The 20,323-nt window shown below is 64.7% G+C and carries 23 protein-coding genes; 16 read left to right on the forward strand and 7 right to left on the reverse strand.

The features are described 5' to 3' along the window. Positions 1-28: 28 nt before the first annotated feature. Both ACCD07_RS19935 and petA read right to left on the reverse strand, forming a co-directional pair. Positions 29-1,441, reverse strand: coding sequence for a cytochrome b (locus tag ACCD07_RS19935; protein WP_176652988.1), 1,413 nt, complete (start codon positions 1,439-1,441; stop codon positions 29-31). Between the two features lie 3 nt (positions 1,442-1,444). Continuing rightward, positions 1,445-2,053 (reverse strand): ubiquinol-cytochrome c reductase iron-sulfur subunit, encoded by a 609-nt coding sequence (gene petA / locus ACCD07_RS19940; protein ID WP_176652987.1) that lies wholly within the window; start codon positions 2,051-2,053, stop codon positions 1,445-1,447. 371 nt (positions 2,054-2,424) lie between these two features. Between petA and mscL the strand changes: the two genes are divergently transcribed. The 3 genes from mscL to ACCD07_RS19955 are packed head-to-tail and all read left to right on the forward strand — an operon-like array spanning position 2,425 to position 4,772. Then, positions 2,425-2,862, forward strand: a complete 438-nt coding sequence (gene mscL, locus ACCD07_RS19945) for a large conductance mechanosensitive channel protein MscL (RefSeq protein WP_413448352.1) — start codon at positions 2,425-2,427, stop codon at positions 2,860-2,862. A gap of 37 nt (positions 2,863-2,899) precedes the next feature. Further along, on the forward strand, positions 2,900-4,069 hold the full coding sequence (locus ACCD07_RS19950) for a Do family serine endopeptidase (protein WP_176652985.1): 1,170 nt from the start codon (positions 2,900-2,902) through the stop codon (positions 4,067-4,069). 10 nt (positions 4,070-4,079) lie between these two features. Then, positions 4,080-4,772, forward strand: a complete 693-nt coding sequence (locus ACCD07_RS19955; protein WP_176652984.1) for a DUF2461 domain-containing protein — start codon at positions 4,080-4,082, stop codon at positions 4,770-4,772. A gap of 22 nt (positions 4,773-4,794) precedes the next feature. On the opposite strand, the gene ACCD07_RS19960 is transcribed toward ACCD07_RS19955, so the two are convergent. From ACCD07_RS19960 to ACCD07_RS19980, 5 genes are all read right to left on the reverse strand, one after another. Beyond that, positions 4,795-5,835: an NAD(P)H-dependent glycerol-3-phosphate dehydrogenase gene (locus ACCD07_RS19960; protein WP_176652983.1), complete on the reverse strand. Its 1,041-nt coding sequence runs from the start codon at positions 5,833-5,835 to the stop codon at positions 4,795-4,797. A gap of 38 nt (positions 5,836-5,873) precedes the next feature. After that, positions 5,874-6,317, reverse strand: coding sequence for an SH3 domain-containing protein (locus ACCD07_RS19965; protein WP_176652982.1), 444 nt, complete (start codon positions 6,315-6,317; stop codon positions 5,874-5,876). A 93-nt stretch (positions 6,318-6,410) separates the two neighbouring features. After that, the gene (gene secB / locus ACCD07_RS19970) at positions 6,411-6,893 is read right to left on the reverse strand and encodes a protein-export chaperone SecB (protein WP_176652981.1); all 483 of its coding nucleotides are present in this window, start codon (positions 6,891-6,893) and stop codon (positions 6,411-6,413) included. Positions 6,894-7,043: 150 nt separating this feature from the next. Next, a complete protein-coding gene (gene grxC / locus ACCD07_RS19975; protein ID WP_176652980.1) occupies positions 7,044-7,304 on the reverse strand; it encodes a glutaredoxin 3 in 261 nt (86 codons plus the stop codon). Between the two features lie 15 nt (positions 7,305-7,319). Beyond that, entirely contained in the window at positions 7,320-7,721 is a 402-nt protein-coding gene (locus tag ACCD07_RS19980) for a rhodanese-like domain-containing protein (protein WP_176652979.1), read from the reverse strand. Between the two features lie 107 nt (positions 7,722-7,828). Between ACCD07_RS19980 and gpmA the strand changes: the two genes are divergently transcribed. The 13 genes from gpmA (at position 7,829) to gspD (ending at position 20,312) form a co-directional block, all read left to right on the forward strand. Beyond that, a complete protein-coding gene (gpmA, locus tag ACCD07_RS19985; RefSeq protein WP_413448353.1) occupies positions 7,829-8,575 on the forward strand; it encodes a 2,3-diphosphoglycerate-dependent phosphoglycerate mutase in 747 nt (248 codons plus the stop codon). 48 nt (positions 8,576-8,623) lie between these two features. Next, positions 8,624-10,084, forward strand: coding sequence for a murein hydrolase activator EnvC family protein (locus ACCD07_RS19990; RefSeq protein WP_413448358.1), 1,461 nt, complete (start codon positions 8,624-8,626; stop codon positions 10,082-10,084). A 15-nt stretch (positions 10,085-10,099) separates the two neighbouring features. Continuing rightward, entirely contained in the window at positions 10,100-11,653 is a 1,554-nt protein-coding gene (locus ACCD07_RS19995) for a S41 family peptidase (RefSeq protein ID WP_176652977.1), read from the forward strand. A gap of 28 nt (positions 11,654-11,681) precedes the next feature. Beyond that, on the forward strand, positions 11,682-12,437 hold the full coding sequence (locus ACCD07_RS20000) for a HesA/MoeB/ThiF family protein (RefSeq protein ID WP_353403905.1): 756 nt from the start codon (positions 11,682-11,684) through the stop codon (positions 12,435-12,437). A 114-nt stretch (positions 12,438-12,551) separates the two neighbouring features. Next, entirely contained in the window at positions 12,552-12,995 is a 444-nt protein-coding gene (gspG, locus tag ACCD07_RS20005) for a type II secretion system major pseudopilin GspG (RefSeq protein WP_176652975.1), read from the forward strand. 29 nt (positions 12,996-13,024) lie between these two features. Beyond that, positions 13,025-13,492, forward strand: coding sequence for a GspH/FimT family pseudopilin (locus ACCD07_RS20010; protein ID WP_353403906.1), 468 nt, complete (start codon positions 13,025-13,027; stop codon positions 13,490-13,492). 1 nt (position 13,493) lies between these two features. Then, a complete protein-coding gene (gene gspI / locus ACCD07_RS20015; protein ID WP_176652973.1) occupies positions 13,494-13,874 on the forward strand; it encodes a type II secretion system minor pseudopilin GspI in 381 nt (126 codons plus the stop codon). Next, entirely contained in the window at positions 13,871-14,464 is a 594-nt protein-coding gene (locus ACCD07_RS20020; protein ID WP_353403908.1) for a type II secretion system protein J, read from the forward strand. The genes gspI and ACCD07_RS20020 overlap by 4 nt, the downstream gene beginning before the upstream one ends. Further along, a complete protein-coding gene (gspK, locus tag ACCD07_RS20025) occupies positions 14,461-15,429 on the forward strand; it encodes a type II secretion system minor pseudopilin GspK (protein WP_353403909.1) in 969 nt (322 codons plus the stop codon). The genes ACCD07_RS20020 and gspK overlap by 4 nt, the downstream gene beginning before the upstream one ends. Positions 15,430-15,480: 51 nt before the next feature. Further along, the gene (gspL, locus tag ACCD07_RS20030) at positions 15,481-16,737 is read left to right on the forward strand and encodes a type II secretion system protein GspL (RefSeq protein WP_413448354.1); all 1,257 of its coding nucleotides are present in this window, start codon (positions 15,481-15,483) and stop codon (positions 16,735-16,737) included. After that, complete coding sequence (gene gspM, locus ACCD07_RS20035; protein ID WP_176652969.1) at positions 16,734-17,252, forward strand: type II secretion system protein M; 519 nt, start codon at positions 16,734-16,736, stop codon at positions 17,250-17,252. The genes gspL and gspM overlap by 4 nt, the downstream gene beginning before the upstream one ends. Before the next feature lie 16 nt (positions 17,253-17,268). Next, positions 17,269-18,042 (forward strand): type II secretion system protein N, encoded by a 774-nt coding sequence (gene gspN / locus ACCD07_RS20040; protein WP_413448355.1) that lies wholly within the window; start codon positions 17,269-17,271, stop codon positions 18,040-18,042. Positions 18,043-18,056: 14 nt separating this feature from the next. Further along, positions 18,057-20,312 carry a type II secretion system secretin GspD gene (gspD, locus tag ACCD07_RS20045; protein ID WP_413448356.1) on the forward strand — a complete coding sequence of 752 codons (2,256 nt, stop codon included), beginning with the start codon at positions 18,057-18,059 and terminating at the stop codon, positions 20,310-20,312. Positions 20,313-20,323: the final 11 nt, after the last annotated feature.

Below are 20,323 nucleotides of genomic sequence, written 5' to 3' on the forward strand. Positions count from 1 at the left end.
TGTCCTTTGTGTACTTTAGCCGAGTCGATCAGTGCGCGTGGAACACTACGCGGTCAGGAACCTTCTTGAACGTGCCCATGGCGCTCCACCAAGGCATGAACAGGAAGAAGCTAAAGTAAAGCAGGGTGCATACTTGCGAGAACAGCGTGCGGCCTTCGGTCGGCGGCAGGGTGCCGAGGTAGCCCAGTGCCAGGAAGCAGAAGAAGAACACGCCGTACACATACTTGTGCCAGCTCGGACGGTAGCGGATCGATTTGACCGGCGACTTGTCCAGCCAAGGCAGGAAGGCCAGGATCACCACCGACGAACCGAAGAACACCACGCCCCAGAATTTCGCGTCCAGCACCTGCGGCAGCATGCCGATGATGGCGACCAGCGCGATGACGGCGATGGCGGTCTTGACCAGGCTCGACAGGCGCGACTTCAGCCACACGAACACCACGTAGGCGGCGACGAAGAACATCAGCACCCACATGAAGTCGGCGGTGGTGGCGCGCAGCACCGAGTAGAACGCGGTGAAGTACCAGGTCGGCGCGATGTGCAGCGGGGTCTTCAGCGAGTCGCCCGGCAGGAAGTTGTTGTACTCCAGGAAGTAGCCGCCCATTTCCGGCGCGAAGAACACGACAGTGCTGAAGATCAGCAGGAACACGGACACGCCGAACAGGTCGTGCACGGTGTAGTAAGGGTGCGACGGGATGGAGTCGACCGGGTGGCCGTCGGCGCCCAGGTTTTCCTTCACTTCGATGCCGTCCGGATTGCTCGAGCCGACTTCGTGCAGCGCGATCAGGTGGGCCGCCACCAGGCCCAGCAGCACCAGCGGGATCGCGATCACGTGGAAGGCGAAGAAGCGGTTCAGGGTGGCGTCGGAGACGACGTAGTCGCCGCGGATCCACAGCGACAGGTCAGGGCCGATCAGCGGAATCGCGCCGAACAGGTTGACGATCACTTGTGCGCCCCAGTACGACATCTGGCCCCATGGCAGCAGGTAGCCGAAGAAGGCTTCGGCCATCAGGCACAGGAAGATGGCGAAACCGAACAGCCAGATCAGCTCGCGTGGCTTGCGGTACGAGCCGTACAGCAGGCCGCGCGTCATGTGCAGGTAGACGATGATGAAGAAGGCCGACGCGCCGGTCGAGTGCATATAACGCACCAGCCAGCCCCACGGCACTTCGCGCATGATGTATTCGACCGAACCGAAGGCCAGGTTGGCGTCCGGCTTGTAGTGCATGGTCAGGAAGATGCCGGTGACGATCTGCAGCACCAGCACCAGCATGGCCAGCGAGCCGAAGATGTACCAGAAATTGAAGTTTTTCGGAGCGTAGTACTTGCCCCATTGGTCATTCCACAGCTTCGTCAGCGGGAAACGGTCGTCGACCCAGCCCAGTGCTTTTTGTGCGGCCGGTGCATCGGCCGGGAATTTTGTCTCTTTGAAAGCCGCCATGATTTACGCCTCGCCTTTCTCGTCTTTACCAATGACCAGCTTGGTGTCGCTCAGATACATATGACGCGGCACTTGCAGATTGTCCGGCGCAGGCTTGTTCTTGAACACGCGGCCGGCCATGTCGAAGGTCGAGCCATGGCATGGGCACAGGAAGCCGCCTTCCCAGTCGTCCGGCAGCGATGGCTGCGGGCCCGGGGTGAATTTCGACGATGGCGAGCAGCCCAGGTGGGTGCAGATGCCGACGGCGATCAGGATTTCAGGTTTGCGCGAGCGCCATTCGTTGCGGGCGTACTCAGGGGTGAATTCTTCCGGGTTGCGCTTGGAGTCGGCGTCGGCCACTTTACCGTCGGTCTTCTTCAGCGATGCCACCATTTCAGGGGTGCGCTTGATGATCCAGACCGGTTTGCCGCGCCATTCCACGGTTTTCATTTCGCCCGGGTTGAGGGTAGAAATATCCACTTCCACCGGTGCGCCGGCGGCTTTTGCGCGCTCGGACGGCTGGAACGTGCTTACCAGTGCCCCGGCGGTTGCCAGACCCACTACACCACCCGCCGCGCCTGTAGCGACGAGCAATCCGCGTCGGCCGGAATCGACCTGCTTTTCGATACTCATACAAACCCCAATCAGTCAAAGTGCGAACAAAATCTGAAAACCGCGAACAAAACCTGAAATCTGAAAACTTGTTGAAGCACGAATATAGCTTCTAGCAACCTTAAATTATAAGGTAAGCGTGATACGAATTAAAGCAAAAACGTTGCCGCAATCCCAATTGGGCGGTTTTCCGCACCGTTTTGGGCTTGAAATCTGCCGGGGCCGCCCCCTACTGGCGGACTTTTCACCCGTAATATTGATGCAAGACAAATTTATAGCGTAATTTGCGTTGCCGGTGCGCAAAGGGCAAGCGTGTTTGGAATCTAATTGAAAAAATAGTATGATCCAGACGCGGTTTTGTTCACAATTGACCACACAGCGGGGATAAGAAAATGTCAATGATGCAGGAATTTAAAGAATTCGCGATGAAGGGCAATGTGGTCGACCTCGCGGTTGGTGTGATCATCGGCGGCGCCTTCGGCAAGATCGTCGATTCACTGGTGGCCGACATCATCATGCCGCCGATCGGCAAGCTGTTCGGCGGGCTGGACTTCGCCAATTACTATCTTCCGCTGAACGGCCAGGCCGCGAACCTGAGCCTGGTCGAGGCGAAAAAACTGGGCGCGGTATGGGCTTACGGTAATTTTGCTACTATCCTGCTGAACTTTGTGATCCTGGCGTTTGTCATCTTCCAGATGGTGCGCCTGATGAACAAGGCGCGCACGCTGAGCACCAAGGCGGATGCGGCGGCCGAAGCGGCGGCGCCACCGCCGCCGACGCCGGAGGATATCGTGCTGCTGCGCGAAATCCGCGACTCCCTGAAGAAATAAACAAGGACGCCGTCCAGCGGACGGCGGGTAGGAAGCTATGCGACGACTCTGGTTATTGTTTGCGCAAACGGTGACCGTCGTACTGGCACTGTATTTTGTCTACGCGGCCGTGGGGCCGGAGCGGCGCGCGCCGGTGCGCCTGCAGCAGATGGGCAACGCCGACCATCCGGCCGTGATGCTGGAAGCGGCGCCCGGCAAGGCGCCGGCCTCGGCGGGCGGTTCCTACCGCGCGGCGGCGGCGCGGGCGATGCCGGCCGTGGTCAACATCATCACCACCAAGACACCCAAGCGCGGCAAGCATCCGCTGCTGCGCGATCCCTTCTTCAAGAAATTCTTCGGCGATCGCGACCATGACGGCGAGAACGACGACGAAGAGTCCAGCCTGGGTTCGGGCGTCATCGTCTCCGGCGAAGGTTACATCCTGACCAACAACCACGTGGTCGAGGCGGCCGACGAGATCGAGGTGGTGCTGGCCGACGGCCGCAAGGCCGCCGCCAAGCTGGTCGGCACCGATCCGGAGACCGACCTGGCGGTGATCAAGATCTCGCTGGAAAAGCTGCCGGTGATCGTGCTGGGCCAGGCCGAGCAGGCGCAGGTCGGCGACGTGGTGCTGGCGATCGGCAATCCGTTCGGCGTCGGCCAGACGGTGACGATGGGCATCATCTCCGCGCTGGGGCGCAACAACCTGCACATCAACCATTTCGAGAATTTCATCCAGACCGACGCCGCCATCAACTTCGGCAATTCCGGCGGCGCGCTGGTGGACGCCAACGGCAACCTGCTCGGCATCAACTCGGCGATTTATTCGCAGACCGGCGGCTCGGTCGGCATCGGCTTCGCGATCCCGGTGTCGACCGCCAAGTCGGTGATGGAGGCCATCATCAAGTCGGGCCACGTGGTGCGCGGCTGGATCGGCGTCGAGACGCAGGAGATCACGCCGGAGCTGGCCACCAGCTTCGGGCTGACGCGCCAGAGCGGCGCCATTATCGCCGGCGTGGTGCGCAACGGCCCGGCCGACAAGGGCGGCATGAAGCCGGGCGACATCCTGCTGTCGGTGGACGACAAGCCGGTCACCGACACCAACGACATGCTCAACGTCATCGCCCAACTCGTTCCGGGCGGAAAAGCTAAAATGAGGGTCTTGCGCAAGAGCCGCGAGACCACGCTGGACATCACGGTCGGCAAGCGACCGGCCGGCGCCAAATAAGGATTACTGAATGCATCTGCGCGACCTGACTCAATTCCTCAAGGAGCTGGCGGACAACAACAACCGTCCATGGTTCATCATGAACAAACCGCGCTACGACATCCTGCGCGAAGAATTCCTGCAAGTGGTGACGGAGATGATCGCCGAACTGGGCAAGTTCGATCCGGCCGTCAAGTTCAGCAATCCGAAGAAGGCGATGTTCCGCATCAACCGCGACGTGCGTTTCGCGCATGACAAGAGCCCGTACAAGACGCGCTTTTCGGCGGCGGTGGCGCCGAACGACATGCGCCGGCCGAGCAAGGCGGGCGGGCCGACCTACTACATGCAGATCGACGGCTCCGGCCGCATGCTGTTCGGCGCCGGCGAATACATGCCGCCGGCGTCGCGCCTGAAGGCGCTGCGCCAGCACATGGTCGACGACGCGGCCGGCTTCAGCAAGGTGTTGAAGAACAAGAAGCTGAAAGCGACCTACGGCGACATCCAGAACGAAGGCAAGCTGATGCGGCCGCCGAAAGGTTTCGACCCCGAGCACCAGCACATCGAGTACATCAAGCTGAAGAGTTTCTTCGTGTGGACCGAGATCGACCTGCCGCTGAACAAGCCGGAACTGCTGGTGCCGACGCTGGCCGCCGGCCTCAAGGATGCCTTCCCGCTGGTCCAGTGGATGCGGGAAGCCAAAGAAGACGTGGGAGAGGAAGAGTAAGTTTAACTTGGCTTAGCTTAACTTAGCGCTTCACTTTTTCATCGCGCGGATCGCGCGACAGCAGGCGGGCCACCATCGCTTGCGGCTGGTCGCCGTCGAACAGCACGCCGGCCACCGCGTTGGTGATCGGCATGTCGACGCCCAGGTTGGCCGCCAGCTCGCGCACCGCCTTCGAGCACGGCACGCCTTCGGCCACATGGCCCAGCTCCTGCACGATGGTGTCCAGCGCCTTGCCCTGCGCCAGCCCGAGGCCGACGCGGCGGTTGCGCGACAAATCGCCGGTGCAGGTCAGGATCAAATCGCCCATGCCGGTCAGGCCCATGAAGGTTTCGGTCTGGCCGCCCAAGGTGGTGCCGAGCCGGGTGATTTCCGCCAGCCCGCGCGTGATCAGCGCGGCGCGGGCGTTCAGGCCCAGCCCCAGCCCGTCGGCCACGCCGGTGGCGATGGCCAGCACGTTCTTCACCGCGCCGCCCACTTCCACGCCAACCAGGTCTTCGCTGGAATACACGCGCAGGTTGCCGCCGTGAACCGTCGCCACCACGCAGTCGCGCAGCGCCGCCGAGCTCGAGGCGATCGTCAATGCGCACGGCAGGCCGCGCGCCACTTCCTGCGCGAACGACGGGCCGGACAAGGCGCCGCCCGCCACGCCGGGCCCCAGCACTTCGCGCACGATCTGGTGCGGCAGCAGGCCGGTGCCGTATTCGAAACCCTTGCACAGCCACACCACGTTGGGAATGGTCCGCCCCTTGAGCGATTCCAGCAGCGGACGCAGTCCCGCCACCGGGCAGGCCGCGATCAGCAGGCTGTCCGGAGCGGCCACGTGGGCCAGCGCGGCGTCGAAACCGGCGGCCACGTTCAGGCCGGGCGGAAATGGATAGCCGGGCAGGTATTCGGTGTTTTCGCGGACGCGGCCCATTTCCTGCAGGGCGGCGTCGTTGCGGCCCCACAGCAGCACGTCATGACGCTGGGCCAAGGCCATGGCGACAGCGGTACCCCAGGCGCCCGCGCCCAGCACGGCCACCTTGCGGACTGCTGCCGCGGGTTTGTTTTGATGTTCTTGCATGGGACCTCATTCAGTGCCGGATGGCACTGCTACGGCAATTATATGCCCCAGACTTCGGAATTCTTGACGTAACCGACCAGGCCGTCGCGATGACGCACCTTGAGCCAGCCGCCGGCGGCCGCTTCGGTCACTTCCAGCAGCACGCCCTTGTCGGCGGTGAACACGGCGGCGGCGCTGTCGTCCGGCGTGGCGCGGATCTTCAGGTTGGGCGTGCGGATGATGACGTTGCGCTTGGCGGTCAGGCCCTTGGCCTCGGTCCACGCCAGTTCGCCGTTGACGTCGCGCACTTTCAGCCAGTCGCCGTAGGCCAGCACCACTTCCAGCGGCGCGCCGCGCGGCACGACAAACAGCTTGCCGCCCTTGGTCGATGGAGCGTCGTACAGGATGACCGGTGCGGAGCCCACCGTCTTGAAGTCGAACGCGTGGCTGCCGGCTGCTGCCAGCATCATGGTCAGACCTGCGATCAAACGGGGAAGAGTCATGGAATTACCTTGCAGGGGGACAGCGCAAACGCATGTCGGGTGATGCAGCTGCCGGACATGGCGTCCGGCAGCCAGGGTATTGCTTGCTACAACTTAGTGCGTGGTGGCGCCGTCGGCGGCGGCTGGTGCGGCGGCTGCCGCGTCAGCGATCGCTTGCATGCGCTGCTGGTAGAACACTTCGAAGTTGATCTCGGCCAGGTGCACTGGTGGGAAACCGGCACGGGTGATCACGTCGGCGATGTTGGCGCGCAGGTAAGGGTAGACGATGTTCGGGCAGCCGATACCCAGCAGCGGATCCAGTTGATCGGCAGGGATATTGCGGGCTTCGAAGATGCCGGCTTGTTTGCCTTCAACCAGGAATGCGACTTTGTCTTTGACTTTGGCGGTCACGGTGATGGTGACGGTCGATTCGAACACGCCATCGGCCAGCGGCTCGGCGCCTACGTCCAGCGCTACTTCGATGGTTGGCGCTTCCTGTTCCAGGAAGATTGCTGGGGAATTCGGTTGTTCCAGCGACATGTCTTTCAGGTAGACGCGTTGGATTTGGAATACTGGTTGCAGGTTTTCGTCAGACATGGAACGCTTTCGTTATAGTGAAAACGAGCGGCACGGGCCGCTCAAATAAGTTTGCTTTAAATAGGCTCAAATCAAACGCGAGGGCAATTGTATCAAAACCATTATGGTTTCCAAGGATTTCCGCCGCCCTCACGTTGTATTTGGGGTTCGTTAGCCATTTAACAAGGGTGACAGGCCACCGGCTTGATCCAGCGCATACAAATCATCGAAACCGCCGACATGGGTGTCGCCGATATAGATTTGCGGCACGGTGCGGCGGCCGGTCTTTTGCATCATCAACATGCGCTGTTCCGGGTCCAGGTCGACGCGGATCTTTTCCAGGCCGGTCACGCCCTTGGCTTCAAGCAGGCGCTCGGCGCGCACGCAGTACGGGCAAACGGCGGTGGTGTACATGATTACACGGGCAGTCATCAGGCATTCTCCCTGTTATTTAGCCAACGGCAGGCCGGCTTTTTGCCATGCGGCAATGCCGCCGTCCAGGTTGACCACGTCGGCGAAGCCGGCCTTGGCCAGTTTAGCAGCGGCCGACGAAGCACGCGCGCCACTCTGGCAGACCACGATGATGCTCTTGCTCTTGAACTTGTCCAGTTCGCCGATGCGGGTGGACAAGTCGCCCAGTGGAATATTCTTGGCTTCCGGCAAGTGACCAGCGGCGAATTCCTTGGCGTCGCGTACGTCTACAATGGTGGCTTTGCCGCGGTTAATCAACAGCGTCACCTCTTGCGCGCTGGCGCGTTTGCCGCGCTGGGTCAGTACCGGCCACAGCAGGGCGCCGCCCGACAACACGACGATGGCGATGATGAAAATATTGTCAATGAAGAATTTCACAGGGTTCCAATGGTTTAAGTCAATCCGCGCATTATAAAATAGAAGCTGCAAGAGTTCTCGCAACACCGGTTTTTAGTCCCGTTCACTCCTTTTTGAAGATAGTTCACATGTATAAAATCGTATTCATGCGCCATGGCGAATCCACCTGGAATCTTTCGAATCGCTTCACCGGCTGGACCGACGTGGACCTGACCGCGAAGGGCATCAGCGAAGCCAAGGCGGCCGGCAAGGTGCTGAAAGAGTCGGGTTACACCTTCGACCTGGCCTACACCTCGGTGCTCAAGCGCGCCGTGCGCACGCTGTGGCTGGCGCTGGACGAGATGGACATGATGTACCTGCCGATCAAGAACGACTGGCGCCTGAACGAGCGTCACTACGGCGCGCTGCAGGGCCTGGACAAGGGCGAAACCGCCGCCAAGTACGGCGACGAGCAGGTGCTGGTATGGCGCCGCAGCTACGACACGCCGCCGCCGCCGCTGGACGCCAACGACGACCGCGCCTCGTACAACGACCCGCGTTACGCCGGCCTGGACAAGGCGCAGATCCCGCTGACCGAATGCCTGAAGGACACCGTGGCCCGCGTGATGCCGGTGTGGGACGAGGAAATCGCCCCGGCCATCCGCGCCGGCAAGAAAATCATCATCTCGGCCCACGGCAACAGCCTGCGCGCGCTGATCAAGATGCTCGACGGCATCAGCGACAACGACATCGTCGGCCTCAACATCCCCAACGGCCAGCCGCTGGTGTACGAACTGGACGAGAACCTGAAACCGATCCGTCACTACTACCTCGGCGACGCCGACGCGATCGCCGCCGCGCAGGCCGCCGTCGCCAACCAGGGCAAGGCCAAGTAGTTGTCGCATTCTTCATTCCGGAAATGGCGTGGCGCAAGCGTCACGTTGATGTTGATGGCCGCGTTGGGCGGGCCGGCACACGCCGCCCAGTTCGGCAAGACCACCGAGCGCAGCAAGCAGAAAGCGGCGGCCGAGGCCGAGCGCGCCGGCTTGCAGCAAAAGCTCAGCGCGCTCAAGAAGGACATCGGCAAGACCGAAAGCGCCAAGGACGACGCGGCCGATACGCTGGCCGAGTCCGAACAGGCGATTTCGGACGCCAACCGTTCGCTGCGCGACCTGGCGCAGGAGCAGGGCGACACCAACACCCGGCTGCAGCAGCTGTCGGCCGAGCACGACCGGCTGGCGGCCACGGTCGCCCAGCAAAAGCAGCAGCTGGCCAAGCTGCTGCGCGATCAATATGTCGCCGGCAATGAAGACCGCATCAAACTGCTGCTGTCCGGGGACAACCCGAACCGCATCAACCGCGACCTGCAGATGATGGCCTATGTGTCGCAGGCCCAGGCGCGCCTGCTCGATTCGCTGCGCGCCAACCTGAAGGCGGTCGAGGTCAACCAGGCCGCGGCGCAGAACGCCAAGGACGAGCTGCAGGAAATCGCCGAGGAAGAACTGCAGCAGAAAGCCAAGCTGGAGCAGGAAAAAGGCCGCCGCGCCGAGCTGCTGGCCTCGCTGTCGAAAAAACTGGTGGCCCAGCGCAAGGAGGCCGGCAACGTCGAGCGCGACGAAAAGCGCATGGCCGGTCTGGTCGACAAGCTGGCCAAGCTGATCGAGGAGCAGGCGATCGCCGCCGCCGCCGAGAAGAAGCGTCAGGAACAACTGGCCGCCGCCCGCGCCGAGGCCAAAGCCAAGGCCGAAGCCGAGGCGCGCGCCCAGGCCCGGGCCAAGGCCGCCGCCGAAGCGGAGCGCCAGCGCCTGGCCAAGGCCAACGGCGCCAAGTCCGGCACGATCAAGCCGGCGCCGTCGCAGCCGGCCAAGTCCGACGCGATCGACGCCGACGAACCGAAAGTGGCGCAGCAAAAGCCGGAGGAGGCGCCGAAGTCCGCCCCGGCGCCGGCGCCGCGCGACGAAAAACCGGCCGCTCCGGCAGACATCGCCCTGGCCCCGGCCGCTCCGGCCGGCGCCTTCGCCGCCCAGAAAGGCCAGCTGCGCGCGCCCGTCACCGGCAAGGTCGCCGCCAAGTTCGGCACCAAGCGCGGCGACGGCCCGAGCTGGAAGGGCGTCTTCATCCGCGCCGCCGAGGGTTCGGACGTGCGCGCCGTGGCCGCCGGCCGGGTGGTGTTTGCCGAATGGCTGCGCGGCTTCGGCAACCTGATCATCGTCGACCACGGCGGACAGTACATGAGTATTTACGGCAATAATCAGGCGCTGCTGAAACGGGCCGGCGACATCGTCAAGGCCGGCGACCCGATCGCCAGCGCGGGTAACAGCGGCGGCAACGAGGAATCGGGGCTATACTTTGAACTTCGCCATCAGGGCACGGCATTCGATCCGGCTGGCTGGATCAAGTTTTAAGGTTCGCGGAAAAACATGGGCAACAAAGTCAAGAGCATCGGCCTGATCGGCCTCGGTATGGTGGCCGGTGTCGCCGCCTCCTTGCAGTTTTCCGCCATCGCGCAAAAAGTCACCGGCTCGCCGCTGCCGCTGGAGGAACTGCGGCAGCTGTCCGACGTGTTCGGCCTGATCAAGTCCGACTACGTTGAAAACGTCGACGACAAGAAGCTGCTGACGGAAGCCATTTCCGGCATGGTCGCCTCGCTCGATCCGCATTCGGTCTACCTGGATAAAAAAGCCTTCCGCGAAATGCGCGAGACCGTGGCCGGCAAATTCGTCGGCATCGGCGTCGAAGTCGGCATGGAAGACGGCTACATCAAGGTCGTCTCGCCGATCGAGGATTCGCCCGCCTTCAAGGCCGGCATCAAGACCGGCGACCTGATCACCCGCATCGACGGCACGCCGATCAAGGGCATGTCGCTCGACGAAAGCGTCAAGAAGATGCGCGGCGAGCCGCACTCCAAGGTCACCGTCACCATCAGCCGCAAGGACGAGGACAAGCCCATCATCCTGTCCATCCTGCGCGAGGAAATCCGCGTCCAGAGCGTCAAGGCCAAGATCGTCGAGCCGGGCTACGCGTGGCTGCGCATCTCGCAGTTCCAGGAGCCGACCGTCGAAGACATGGCCAAGAAGATCGCCGCGCTATACGCGCAGGACCCGCACATCAAGGGCCTGGTGCTCGACCTGCGCAACGATCCGGGCGGCGTGGTGCCGGGCGCGATCGGTGTCTCGGCCGCCTTCCTGCCCAAGGATTCGGTGATCGTCTCGACCAACGGCCAGCTGCTCGACTCCAAGCAGACCTTCTACGGCCGCAGCGAGTTCTACTCGGTGCGCGGCAAGAACGATCCGCTGGCCAAGCTGCCGGCCGCGCTGAAGGATGTGCCGATGGTGGTGCTGGTCAACGCCGGTTCGGCGTCGGCATCGGAAATCGTCGCCGGCGCGCTGCAGGACTACAAGCGCGCCACCATCATGGGCACGCAGACCTTCGGCAAGGGCTCGGTGCAGACGCTGCGCCAGCTCACCGCCGACACCGCCGTCAAGCTGACCACCGCGCGCTACTACACGCCGCACAACCGTTCGATCCAGGCGCGCGGCATCGTGCCCGACCTGATGGTCGACGAAACCGCCGACGGCGACGGCTTGAACAGCCTGCGCGTGCGCGAAGCCGATCTGCAAAAGCACCTGGGCAACGACAAGGATCCGGAAGCCGACGGCGCCGTCAAGAAGGCCCTGAGCGCGCAGCGCGACGAGCTGGAAGATGACCAGCGCCTGTCGGCGCTGGCCAAGAAAGCCAAGCCGGTGGAATTCGGTTCGAAGGACGACTTCCAGCTGGCGCAGGCGATCAACCACTTCAAGGGCTTGCCGGTCAAGCTGTCGAAAGCCGAGGCCACGCCGGCGGCTGGCGGCGGCGAAGTCGGCGAGATCAAGTCGGACAGCAAGACCGATCCGAAACCCGCCGTGACCAAGCCCGACACCAAACCCAAGGCCAGCGAAAAAAAGCCGGCCTTGAAACAGCCGGTGACGCAATAACGGCCACCGCGCCGCCGCGACGAGAACCATGAACGACTCGCAACTGCTGCGCTATTCGCGCCACATCCTGCTCGACGAAATCGGCATCGAAGGCCAGCAAAAGCTGCTGGCCGCGCATGCGCTGGTGATCGGTGCCGGCGGCCTCGGTTCGCCGGCCGCGATGTACCTGGCCTCGGCCGGCGTCGGCCACATCACGCTGGTCGACAACGACACCGTCGACCTGACCAACCTGCAGCGCCAGATCGCCCACACCACCGACCGCGTCGGCCACTCGAAGGCCGAGTCGGCGCGCACCACGCTGCGGCAGATCAATCCCGAGATCGCCATCACCGCGCTGAACGAGCGCGTGGACGACGCCCGCCTGGCCGAACTGGTGGCGCAGGCCGACGTGGTGCTCGACTGCACCGACAACTTCGCCACCCGCCATGCCGTCAACCGCGCCTGCGTCGCGCTGGGCAAGCCGCTGGTGTCCGGCGCCGTGATCCGCTTCGACGGCCAGGTCAGCGTGTTCGATCCGCGCGGCGGCCAGCCCTGCTATTCCTGCCTGTTCCCGCAGGACCAGCAGTTCGAGGACGTGGCCTGTTCCACCATGGGCGTGTTCGCGCCGCTGGTCGGCGTGGTCGGCGCGACGCAGGCGGCCGAAGCGCTGAAGTTGCTGATGGGCGTCGGCAGCTCGCTGGCCGGCCGCCTGATGATGCTCGACGGCCTGCACATGGAATGGACCAGCATCGCCGTCGGCCGCAACGTCGATTGCCCGGTCTGCGCGGCCCTCAGGCGCGACTGAGGCGGCCATCGGGCAAGGTTAGGTAAAGAAGCCTCAAAATTAAGCGCGGTTTAAGCACACCGGCGCATAAATCGTGGCTTATACTCTGCTCTCACTTCAATCTGTTATCAATTTATGAAAAATTACTCCGTTTCCCGTCGTGCCGCGCGTGGTTTTACGCTGATTGAAATCATGGTGGTGGTGGTCATCATGGGCGTGCTGGCCGCGCTGGTCGTGCCCAAGCTGCTGAGCCGCACCGGCGAATCCAAGGTGGCGGCCGCCAAGGTCGATATCGCGACCGTGATGCAGGCGCTGAAACTGTACAAGCTGGACAACCAGCGCTATCCGACCACCGAGCAGGGCCTGCAGGCGCTGCTGACCAAGCCGACCACCGGTCCGGCGGCCAACGGCTGGAAGACCGGCGGCTACCTGGAAAAAATGCCGAAGGACCCTTGGGGCAACCCATACCAGTTCCTGTCGCCGGGCGTGAAGGGCGAGGTCGACGTGTTCTCCTACGGCGCCGACGGCGCGCCGGGCGGCACCGGCGACGATGCCGACATCGGCTCGTGGGAAAACTGATCGCCGACCGCGTACAAGGATAGCCGGACATGGGCGCCGCCCGCGAGCGTGGCTTCACGCTGATCGAGCTGCTGGTGGTGATGGTCATCCTGGGCATCACGCTGGGGCTGGTGTCGCTGAACGCGCTGCCGGGCCAGAAGCAGTCGATGCAGCAGGATGCGCAGCGCATCGCCCTGCTGCTGCAGCTGGCGCGCGACGAGGCCATCGTGCGCAACCGGCAGATCGCCTTCGAGGCCGGGCCGGACGGCTACCGCTTCCTGATCCGCAACGACAAGCAGTGGGACCTGGCGGTGCAGGACGATCTGCTGCGCGAGCGCGAATTCAAGCACGGCCCGGTCACGCTGATGCTGGACCCGCCGCCCAACGTGCCGGACGCGAACCTGCGCATCGTCTTCGGCCGCGAGCCGGTCGACAAACCCTTTGTGCTGACCATGACCGGCGGCGGCGCCAGCGTCGTCATCCGCGCCGACGGCATCGGCCATTTCACGGTGGACTAGCATGCGGCCTATCAGACAAAGCAAACAAGCCGGATTCACCTTGCTCGAAGTGCTGGTGGCGCTGGTCATCGTCGGCACCGCGCTGGGCGCCTCGCTGCGCGCGGTCGGCAGCCTGACGCAAAACAGCGACGGCCTGCGCGGCGCGATGATGGCCACCTGGTCGGCCGAGAACCGGCTGGTGGCGCTGCGGCTGTCGAAGCAGTTCCCGGCGGTCGGCAAGCAGACCTACGAGTGCCCGCAAGGCGACATGAAGCTGATGTGCGAGGAGGAGGTCATCGCCAGTCCCAACCCGCGCTTCCGCCGGGTCGAGGTCAGCGTCTACGACCAGGCCGTGCCGGAGCGGCGCATCATCAAGCTGGTGCAACTGGTGCTGAACCAATGAAGACCAAGGGTTTCACGCTGGTCGAGCTGCTGGTGGCGATCTCGATCCTGGCCATCGTCGCCGTACTGGGCTGGCGCGGCCTCGACGGCATCATCCGCTCGCGCGGCGCGCTGACGGCGCAGATGGAGCAGACCCGCGGCATGCAGCTGGCCTTCGCGCAGCTGCAGAACGATTGCGAAAACCTGGCCACGTCGACGCTGCTGCACGGCCGCGCCTACCTGCAGGCCGAGAACAACCGCATCACGATGGTGCGCCTGGTGCTGGCCGAGAACGAGCCGTCCAGGCTGGAAGTGGTGGCCTACCGCGTGCGCGACGGCGTGCTGACGCGGCGCGAATCGATCGCCACGCGCGACCTGCAGCAGCTCGACGCGCTGTGGCAGGCCGCCGTCAGCGACGCCGACACCGTGGCCGGCGTGGCGCTGCAGTCTGGCGTGCAGGGCATGACGATGCGCTACTGGATGGCCAGCGGCTGGACCGCCGCCGCCTCGGTGTCGACCGCCACCAACAACCCGTCCGGCATGGAAGTGTCGCTGGCGGTAGAAGGCCAGCAGATACCGATGGTTAAATCCTTCCTGTTGGGGGCGCTATGAAGCTGCGGCGCCAGCGCGGCGTGGCCGTCATCACGGCGCTGCTGTTGACCACGCTGGCGGTGACCATCGTCGCCAGCCTGTTCTGGCAGCAGCAGGTGCAGGTGCGCTCGATGGAGAACCAGCGGCTGCAGCTGCAGACCCGCTGGATCCTGCGCGGCGCGCTCGACCTGAGCCGGCTGGTGCTGTACCAGGACTTCCTCGATTCGCCCAATCTGACGCAGCTCAACGGTATCTGGGCCACGCCGCTGGAAGAGACGCGGCTGGACGACTACATCGAGCGCGAACGCGCCGAAGCGGAAAATTTCAACGCCACGCTGTCCGGCAAGATGATCGACGCCCAGTCGCGTTACAATCTTGCCAACCTGGCCACGCAAAAGCAGGTCGACCAGAAGCAGATGGAGGTGTTCAAGCGGCTGCTGGTCAATCTGCAGCTCGATTCCAATCTGGCACAGGCGGTGGCCAGCCAGGTGGCCGGTTCGCAGGCGGTGCTGGGGCAGGCGGCGGTGCCGGGCGCGCCGCAGCCGCAGCAGAGCGCCAGCGGGCCGCAGCCGATGGAGCTGGTGCGGGTGGAGGATCTGCTGGCGGTGAGCGGTTTTGCGCCGCAGGCGATCGAGCGCCTGCGCGATTTCATCATCATCCTGCCGTCGGCCGCGCCGACGCCGGTGAACGTGAATACCGCCCCGGCCGAGTTGCTGGCGGCGCTGGTCGACAAACTGTCCCTATCGGACGCGGCGGCAATAGTGAATAATCGCAAGCGCATCTATTTTTTGAACCCGGCGGGCTTCACCAACCTGCCGCAGCTGACGGCGGCCAGTTTGCGGCCGGAAGTGCCGTTCGATGTGAAGAGCAGTTATTTCCTGGCGTATAGCAAGGTGCGGCTGGACCGGGCTGCGCTGGATACCCAGGCCTTGCTGTCACGCGCCGGCAACGGCGTGACATCGGTGGCGTGGATACGGGAAAATTAATGGTATGGATAAAAGCGGTATGGATAAGAGCGTGAACGAAAGCGAGACCCTTTGACTACATTATTGATACGCTATCCGGCCAAGGCCAGCGTCGACAGCGGCGCGGCGCAGACCTGCCCGTACGCGCTGGTCGGCGACGGCGGCAACCTGCTGCAGCAAGGCGCTTCGCCGCTGGGCAACCTGGGCGACCTGGTAGCGTCGGCGCGCCGCGTCACACTGCTGCTGGCCGCCTCCGACGTGACCTTGCTGCGTGTCGTGGTGCCGCCGCTGTCGGCCGCGCGCCTGAAGGCAGCCTTGCCGGCGCTGGTGGAAGAACAGGTGCTGGGCGATCCGGCCGACTGCGTGCTGGCCGCCGGCCCGGCCGACGCCGAAGGCGCGCGCACGGTGGCGGTGGTGCAGCGCAGCTGGCTGGAAGTGCTGGTCAAGGCCCTGCAGGCGCAGGGCGCGCACAGCATCTCGGCGGTGCCGGCGCAACTGTGCCTGCCGTTCCAGCCGGGTTCCGTGTCGGCCGCGCTGACCACCGGCGACGCCGGCTTCGAACTGATCATGCGCCAGTCGCAGACCATGGGCCTGGGCCTGACCCTGCCGGCGCAGCCGCAGGCGGCGCTGCAAACGCTGCGCGCGCTGGCCGGCGACGAACCGGTCACGCTGTACCTGGCGCCGGCGCAGATGACGCAGTTCGCGCCGCTGGTGGCGGAGGCCGAATCGGGCCACGGCGTCACTTTGATGGAAGACCACTGGGCGCACTGGGTCGCCGCCTCGCGCAGCGCAGGGCTGGACCTGGCGCCGGCGCTGGGCGCCAGCGGCACCTCGGCGCGCCGCTGGCAGCGCTGGCGTTGGCCGCTGCGCATCGCCGCGCTGGCGCTGGCGGTCAACGTGGTCGGCCTGAACGTCGAATGGCTGCGCCTCAAGCGCGAGGCCGACGCCGTGCGCGTGGCCATGCTGCAAACCTTCAAGGCCGCCTATCCGAAGGAGGCGGTGATCCTCGATCCGGCGGCGCAGATGCGCAAGAATATCTCGCTGGCCAAGGCCGACGGCGGCCAGCCCGGCGCCGATGAATTCACCGCGCTGAGCGCCGCCTTCGGCGAAGCGCTGAGCGTGCTGCCGCGCAAGGACATCATCGCCACGCTGGAGTACCGCGAGCGCGCGCTGCAGGTCAAGGTCAAGCCGAACACCGTCGACGGCGGCGCCATGGCCCAGCTGCGTTCCGCGCTGGCCGCGCGCAAGCTGGACCTGTCGGAAGCCAATCCCGGCACCTGGCAGATACGCCCGGCCACCGGTACCAGCACAGGCGGAGGAAAATCATGAGCACACCGGCACAAGCACTGCAAGAGTACCGCGGCCGCGCGGCCGCCTTCTGGATGGAACGCACCGAGCAGGAACGCCGCTTCCTCGGCGTCGGCGGCGCCGTGCTGGGACTGGCGCTGTTTTATTCGCTGCTGATTTCGCCGGCGCTGGACGGCCGCACCAAGCTGCGCAAGGAATTGCCGGAGCTGCGCCAGCAGGCGGCGGAGCTGCAGTCGCTGGCGCTGGAGGCGGCCTCGCTGCGGGGCCAGAACACCATCGCGCCGGCGCCGATGACGGGCGAGTCGCTCAAGTCCGGCATGAGCGCGCGCGGCCTGGTGCCGCAATCGGTGGCCATCACCGGCGAATACGCCAAGGTGCAGCTGAACGGCGCGCCGTTCGCCGCCGTCATCACCTGGCTGGACGCGATCCGCAGCGAAAGCCGCATCACGGTGCAGGACGCGAACTTCGTCGCCCAGGACACGGCCGGCATGGTCAACGCCACGCTGACGCTGCACCAGAACGCGGGCGGCCGATGATGCAAAAAGGCCGTCCATGAAGCGCGCCGTGCTATGGTTGCTGACCGTCGCGCTGACGGTGGCGCTGACGCTGGCGGTGTTCTTTCCGGCGGCATGGCTGGGGTCGCTGGTCGAGCAGCGTTCAGGCGGCCGTTTGACGCTGGGGGATGCGCAAGGTACGCTGTGGCGCGGCTCGGCCTTTATCGGCGGCGCGGCCAGCGGCAACAGCCCGGTCACGCCGCTGCTGCCTGGACGCTTCAGCTGGAAGATCTCGCCGCTGGCGCTGGTCGGCATGGTCGACCTGCAGCTGGAGAACAGCGAGGCGCTGGCGCAGCCGGTGACGTTCAAGGGCAGCTGGTCGCAATGGCAATTGAGCCCGTCGGCGCTGCTGCTGCCGGCGGAAGGCCTGGCCGGCCTGGGGGCGCCGCTGAATACGCTGGCGCCCAGCGGCATCATGCGCCTGTCGTGGACCGCGCTGGAGCTGGTGCTGGCGGACCGTCAGGTCGCCATCAACGGCCGCACCACGCTGGAGATGACCGACATGGGCTCGCGCCTGTCGGCGATCCGGCCGCTGGGCAGTTATGCGCTGGCGCTGGACTGGCACGGCCAGGCTGCTGCGCTGACGCTGAATTCCGTCAAGGGGCCGTTGTTGCTGAGCGGCTCCGGCAATTTGAACAACGGCCGCCTGCAGTTTTCCGGGCAGGCCGAGGCAGCAAAAGGATACGAAGAGCAGCTGGCCAATCTGTTGAATCTGCTGGGCCAGCGCAAACCGGGTAGTGATCGCAACGTCATCGCATTAGAGTTCCATTGATAAAAGCTCAGATAATGAAAAAACAGTCCGTGAACAAAACCAATCTTCCCGCGCTGCGCCGCCTGAGCGCGGGTGCGATGCTGTGTTGCGCCATGGGCGTCGTGCCCGCCACGGCTTTCCTGCTGCCGGTACCGGCGCTGGCCGCGGCCGATGACGCCGCGCTGAACTTTGTCGGCGCCGACATCGAATCGGTGATCAAGGCCGTCGGCCACTACACCAACATCACCTTCGTCATCGACCCGCGCGTCAAGGGCACGCTGACGGTGGTGTCGGAAAAACCGGTGACCAAGTCGCAAGCCTTCAGCCTGCTGACCTCCGCGCTGCGCCTGCAAGGCTACGCCGTCGTCAGCGGCGACGGCTACGCCAAGGTGGTGCCGGAAGCGGACGCCAAGCTGCAGTCCGGGCCGACCCAGGTGGGTTCGGCGCCGACCGCGATCAAGGGCGACCAGATCATCAGCCAGATCTTCCACCTGAATTACGAATCGGCCGCCAACGTGGTCACCGTGTTGCGGCCGCTGATCTCGCCGAACAACACCATCAACGCCAACCCGGGCAACAACAGCGTGGTCGTCACCGACTATGCCGACAACCTGAAGCGGCTGGCGAAAATCGTCGCCGCGCTCGACATGCCGGCCGTGGCCGACGTCGACGTGATCCCGGTGCGCTACGCCATCGCCAGCGACCTGGCGACGATGGTCAACAAGCTGATGGACTCCGGCGCCGGTGCCGGCGGCGGCGACGCCAGCAAGGTCAGCGTGCTGGCCGATCCGCGCACCAACTCGCTGGTGCTGCGCGCGCCGTCGGCGGCGCGCTCCAACCTGGCCAAGTCGCTGATCTCCAAGCTGGATCAGCCGACCCAGGAACTGGGCAACGTGCACGTGGTGTACTTGAAGAACGCCGAAGCGGCCAAGCTGGCGCAGACGCTGCGCTCCGTGATGTCCGGCGACAGCTCGTCCGCCAGCACCATCGGCACCGGCGCCGGCGCCACCGGCCAGCAGGGCCAGGGCGGCCTCGGCGGCCAAAGCAGCAACACCGGTGGCCAGGGCGGCCTGTCGGGCAGCAGCGGCGCCGGCGCCGGCGGCGGCCCGAGCAATCCGCTGTTGACCGGCTCCGGCCAGCAGCAGCAGGGCGGCGGCGGTTCGGCCGGCTTCATCCAGGCCGACGCCACCACCAACACGCTGATCATCACCGCGCCCGAATCGGTGTACCGCAACCTGCGCGCCGTGATCGACCAGCTGGACGTGCGCCGCGCGCAGGTCTACATCGAATCGCTGATCGTCGAAGTCACGTCCGACAAGGCCTCGGAATTCGGCGTGCAGTGGGTAGGCGCCACCGGCAACGCCAACAGCACGTATCGCGTGGGCGGCCTGCAGTCCTATGCCTCCGGCACCAACAACAATATCGGCACGCTGGCCACCGGGCTGCTGGGCGCATCCAGCGGCACCACCACCACCGCGCCGACGCTGCCCGGCTCCGGTCTGTCGATCGGCGTGTTCAAGCAGGTCGCCGGCGGCCTGGGCCTGGGCGCGCTGGCGCACTCGCTGGAAACCGACGGCAACGCCAACATCCTGTCGACGCCGAACATGATCACCCTCGACAACGAACTGGCGACTATCCGCGTCGGCCAGAACGTACCTATCCTGACCGGCCAGTTCACCACCACGTCCGGCACCAACAGCAATCCGTTCCAGACCATCGACCGCAAGGACGTGGGGCTGACGCTGAAGGTGCGTCCGCAGATTTCCGAAGGCGGCACGATCAAGATGGCGATCTACCACGAGACCTCCAGCGTCGACAAATCGTCGCTGGCGGCGACCGCCGGCATCACGCTGAACACGCGGGTGATCGAGAACAACGTCATCGCCGACGACGGCCAGATCATCGTGCTGGGCGGCCTGATCGAAGACACCGAAGGCGACGGCGTGGAAAAGGTGCGCGGCCTGGGCGACATTCCGATACTGGGCAACCTGTTCAAGTACCAGACCCGCAGCCGCAAGAAGACCAACCTGATGGTGTTCCTGCGCCCGGTGGTGATCCGCAACAAGGAGCAGAGCACCTCGCTGGCGACCGACCGCTACGACTACATGCGCGGCCAGCAGGATGGCATCCAGCCGCCGGACAACATCCTGGTGCGCGACCTGGGCCAGCCGCAGCTGCCGACGGTGGTCAACGGCCAGCTGTCGGGCGGCACCGTGGCGCGGCCGATTCCGCCGGCGCCGGTGCCGGGCAAGACGCCAGGGTTGGCCGAGCCGGTCAAACCGCAGCAGTGATGAGCAACTGA

The sequence above is a fragment of the Duganella sp. Dugasp56 genome, from assembly GCF_047304105.1.
Lineage (GTDB): Bacteria > Pseudomonadota > Gammaproteobacteria > Burkholderiales > Burkholderiaceae_D > Rugamonas > Rugamonas hordei.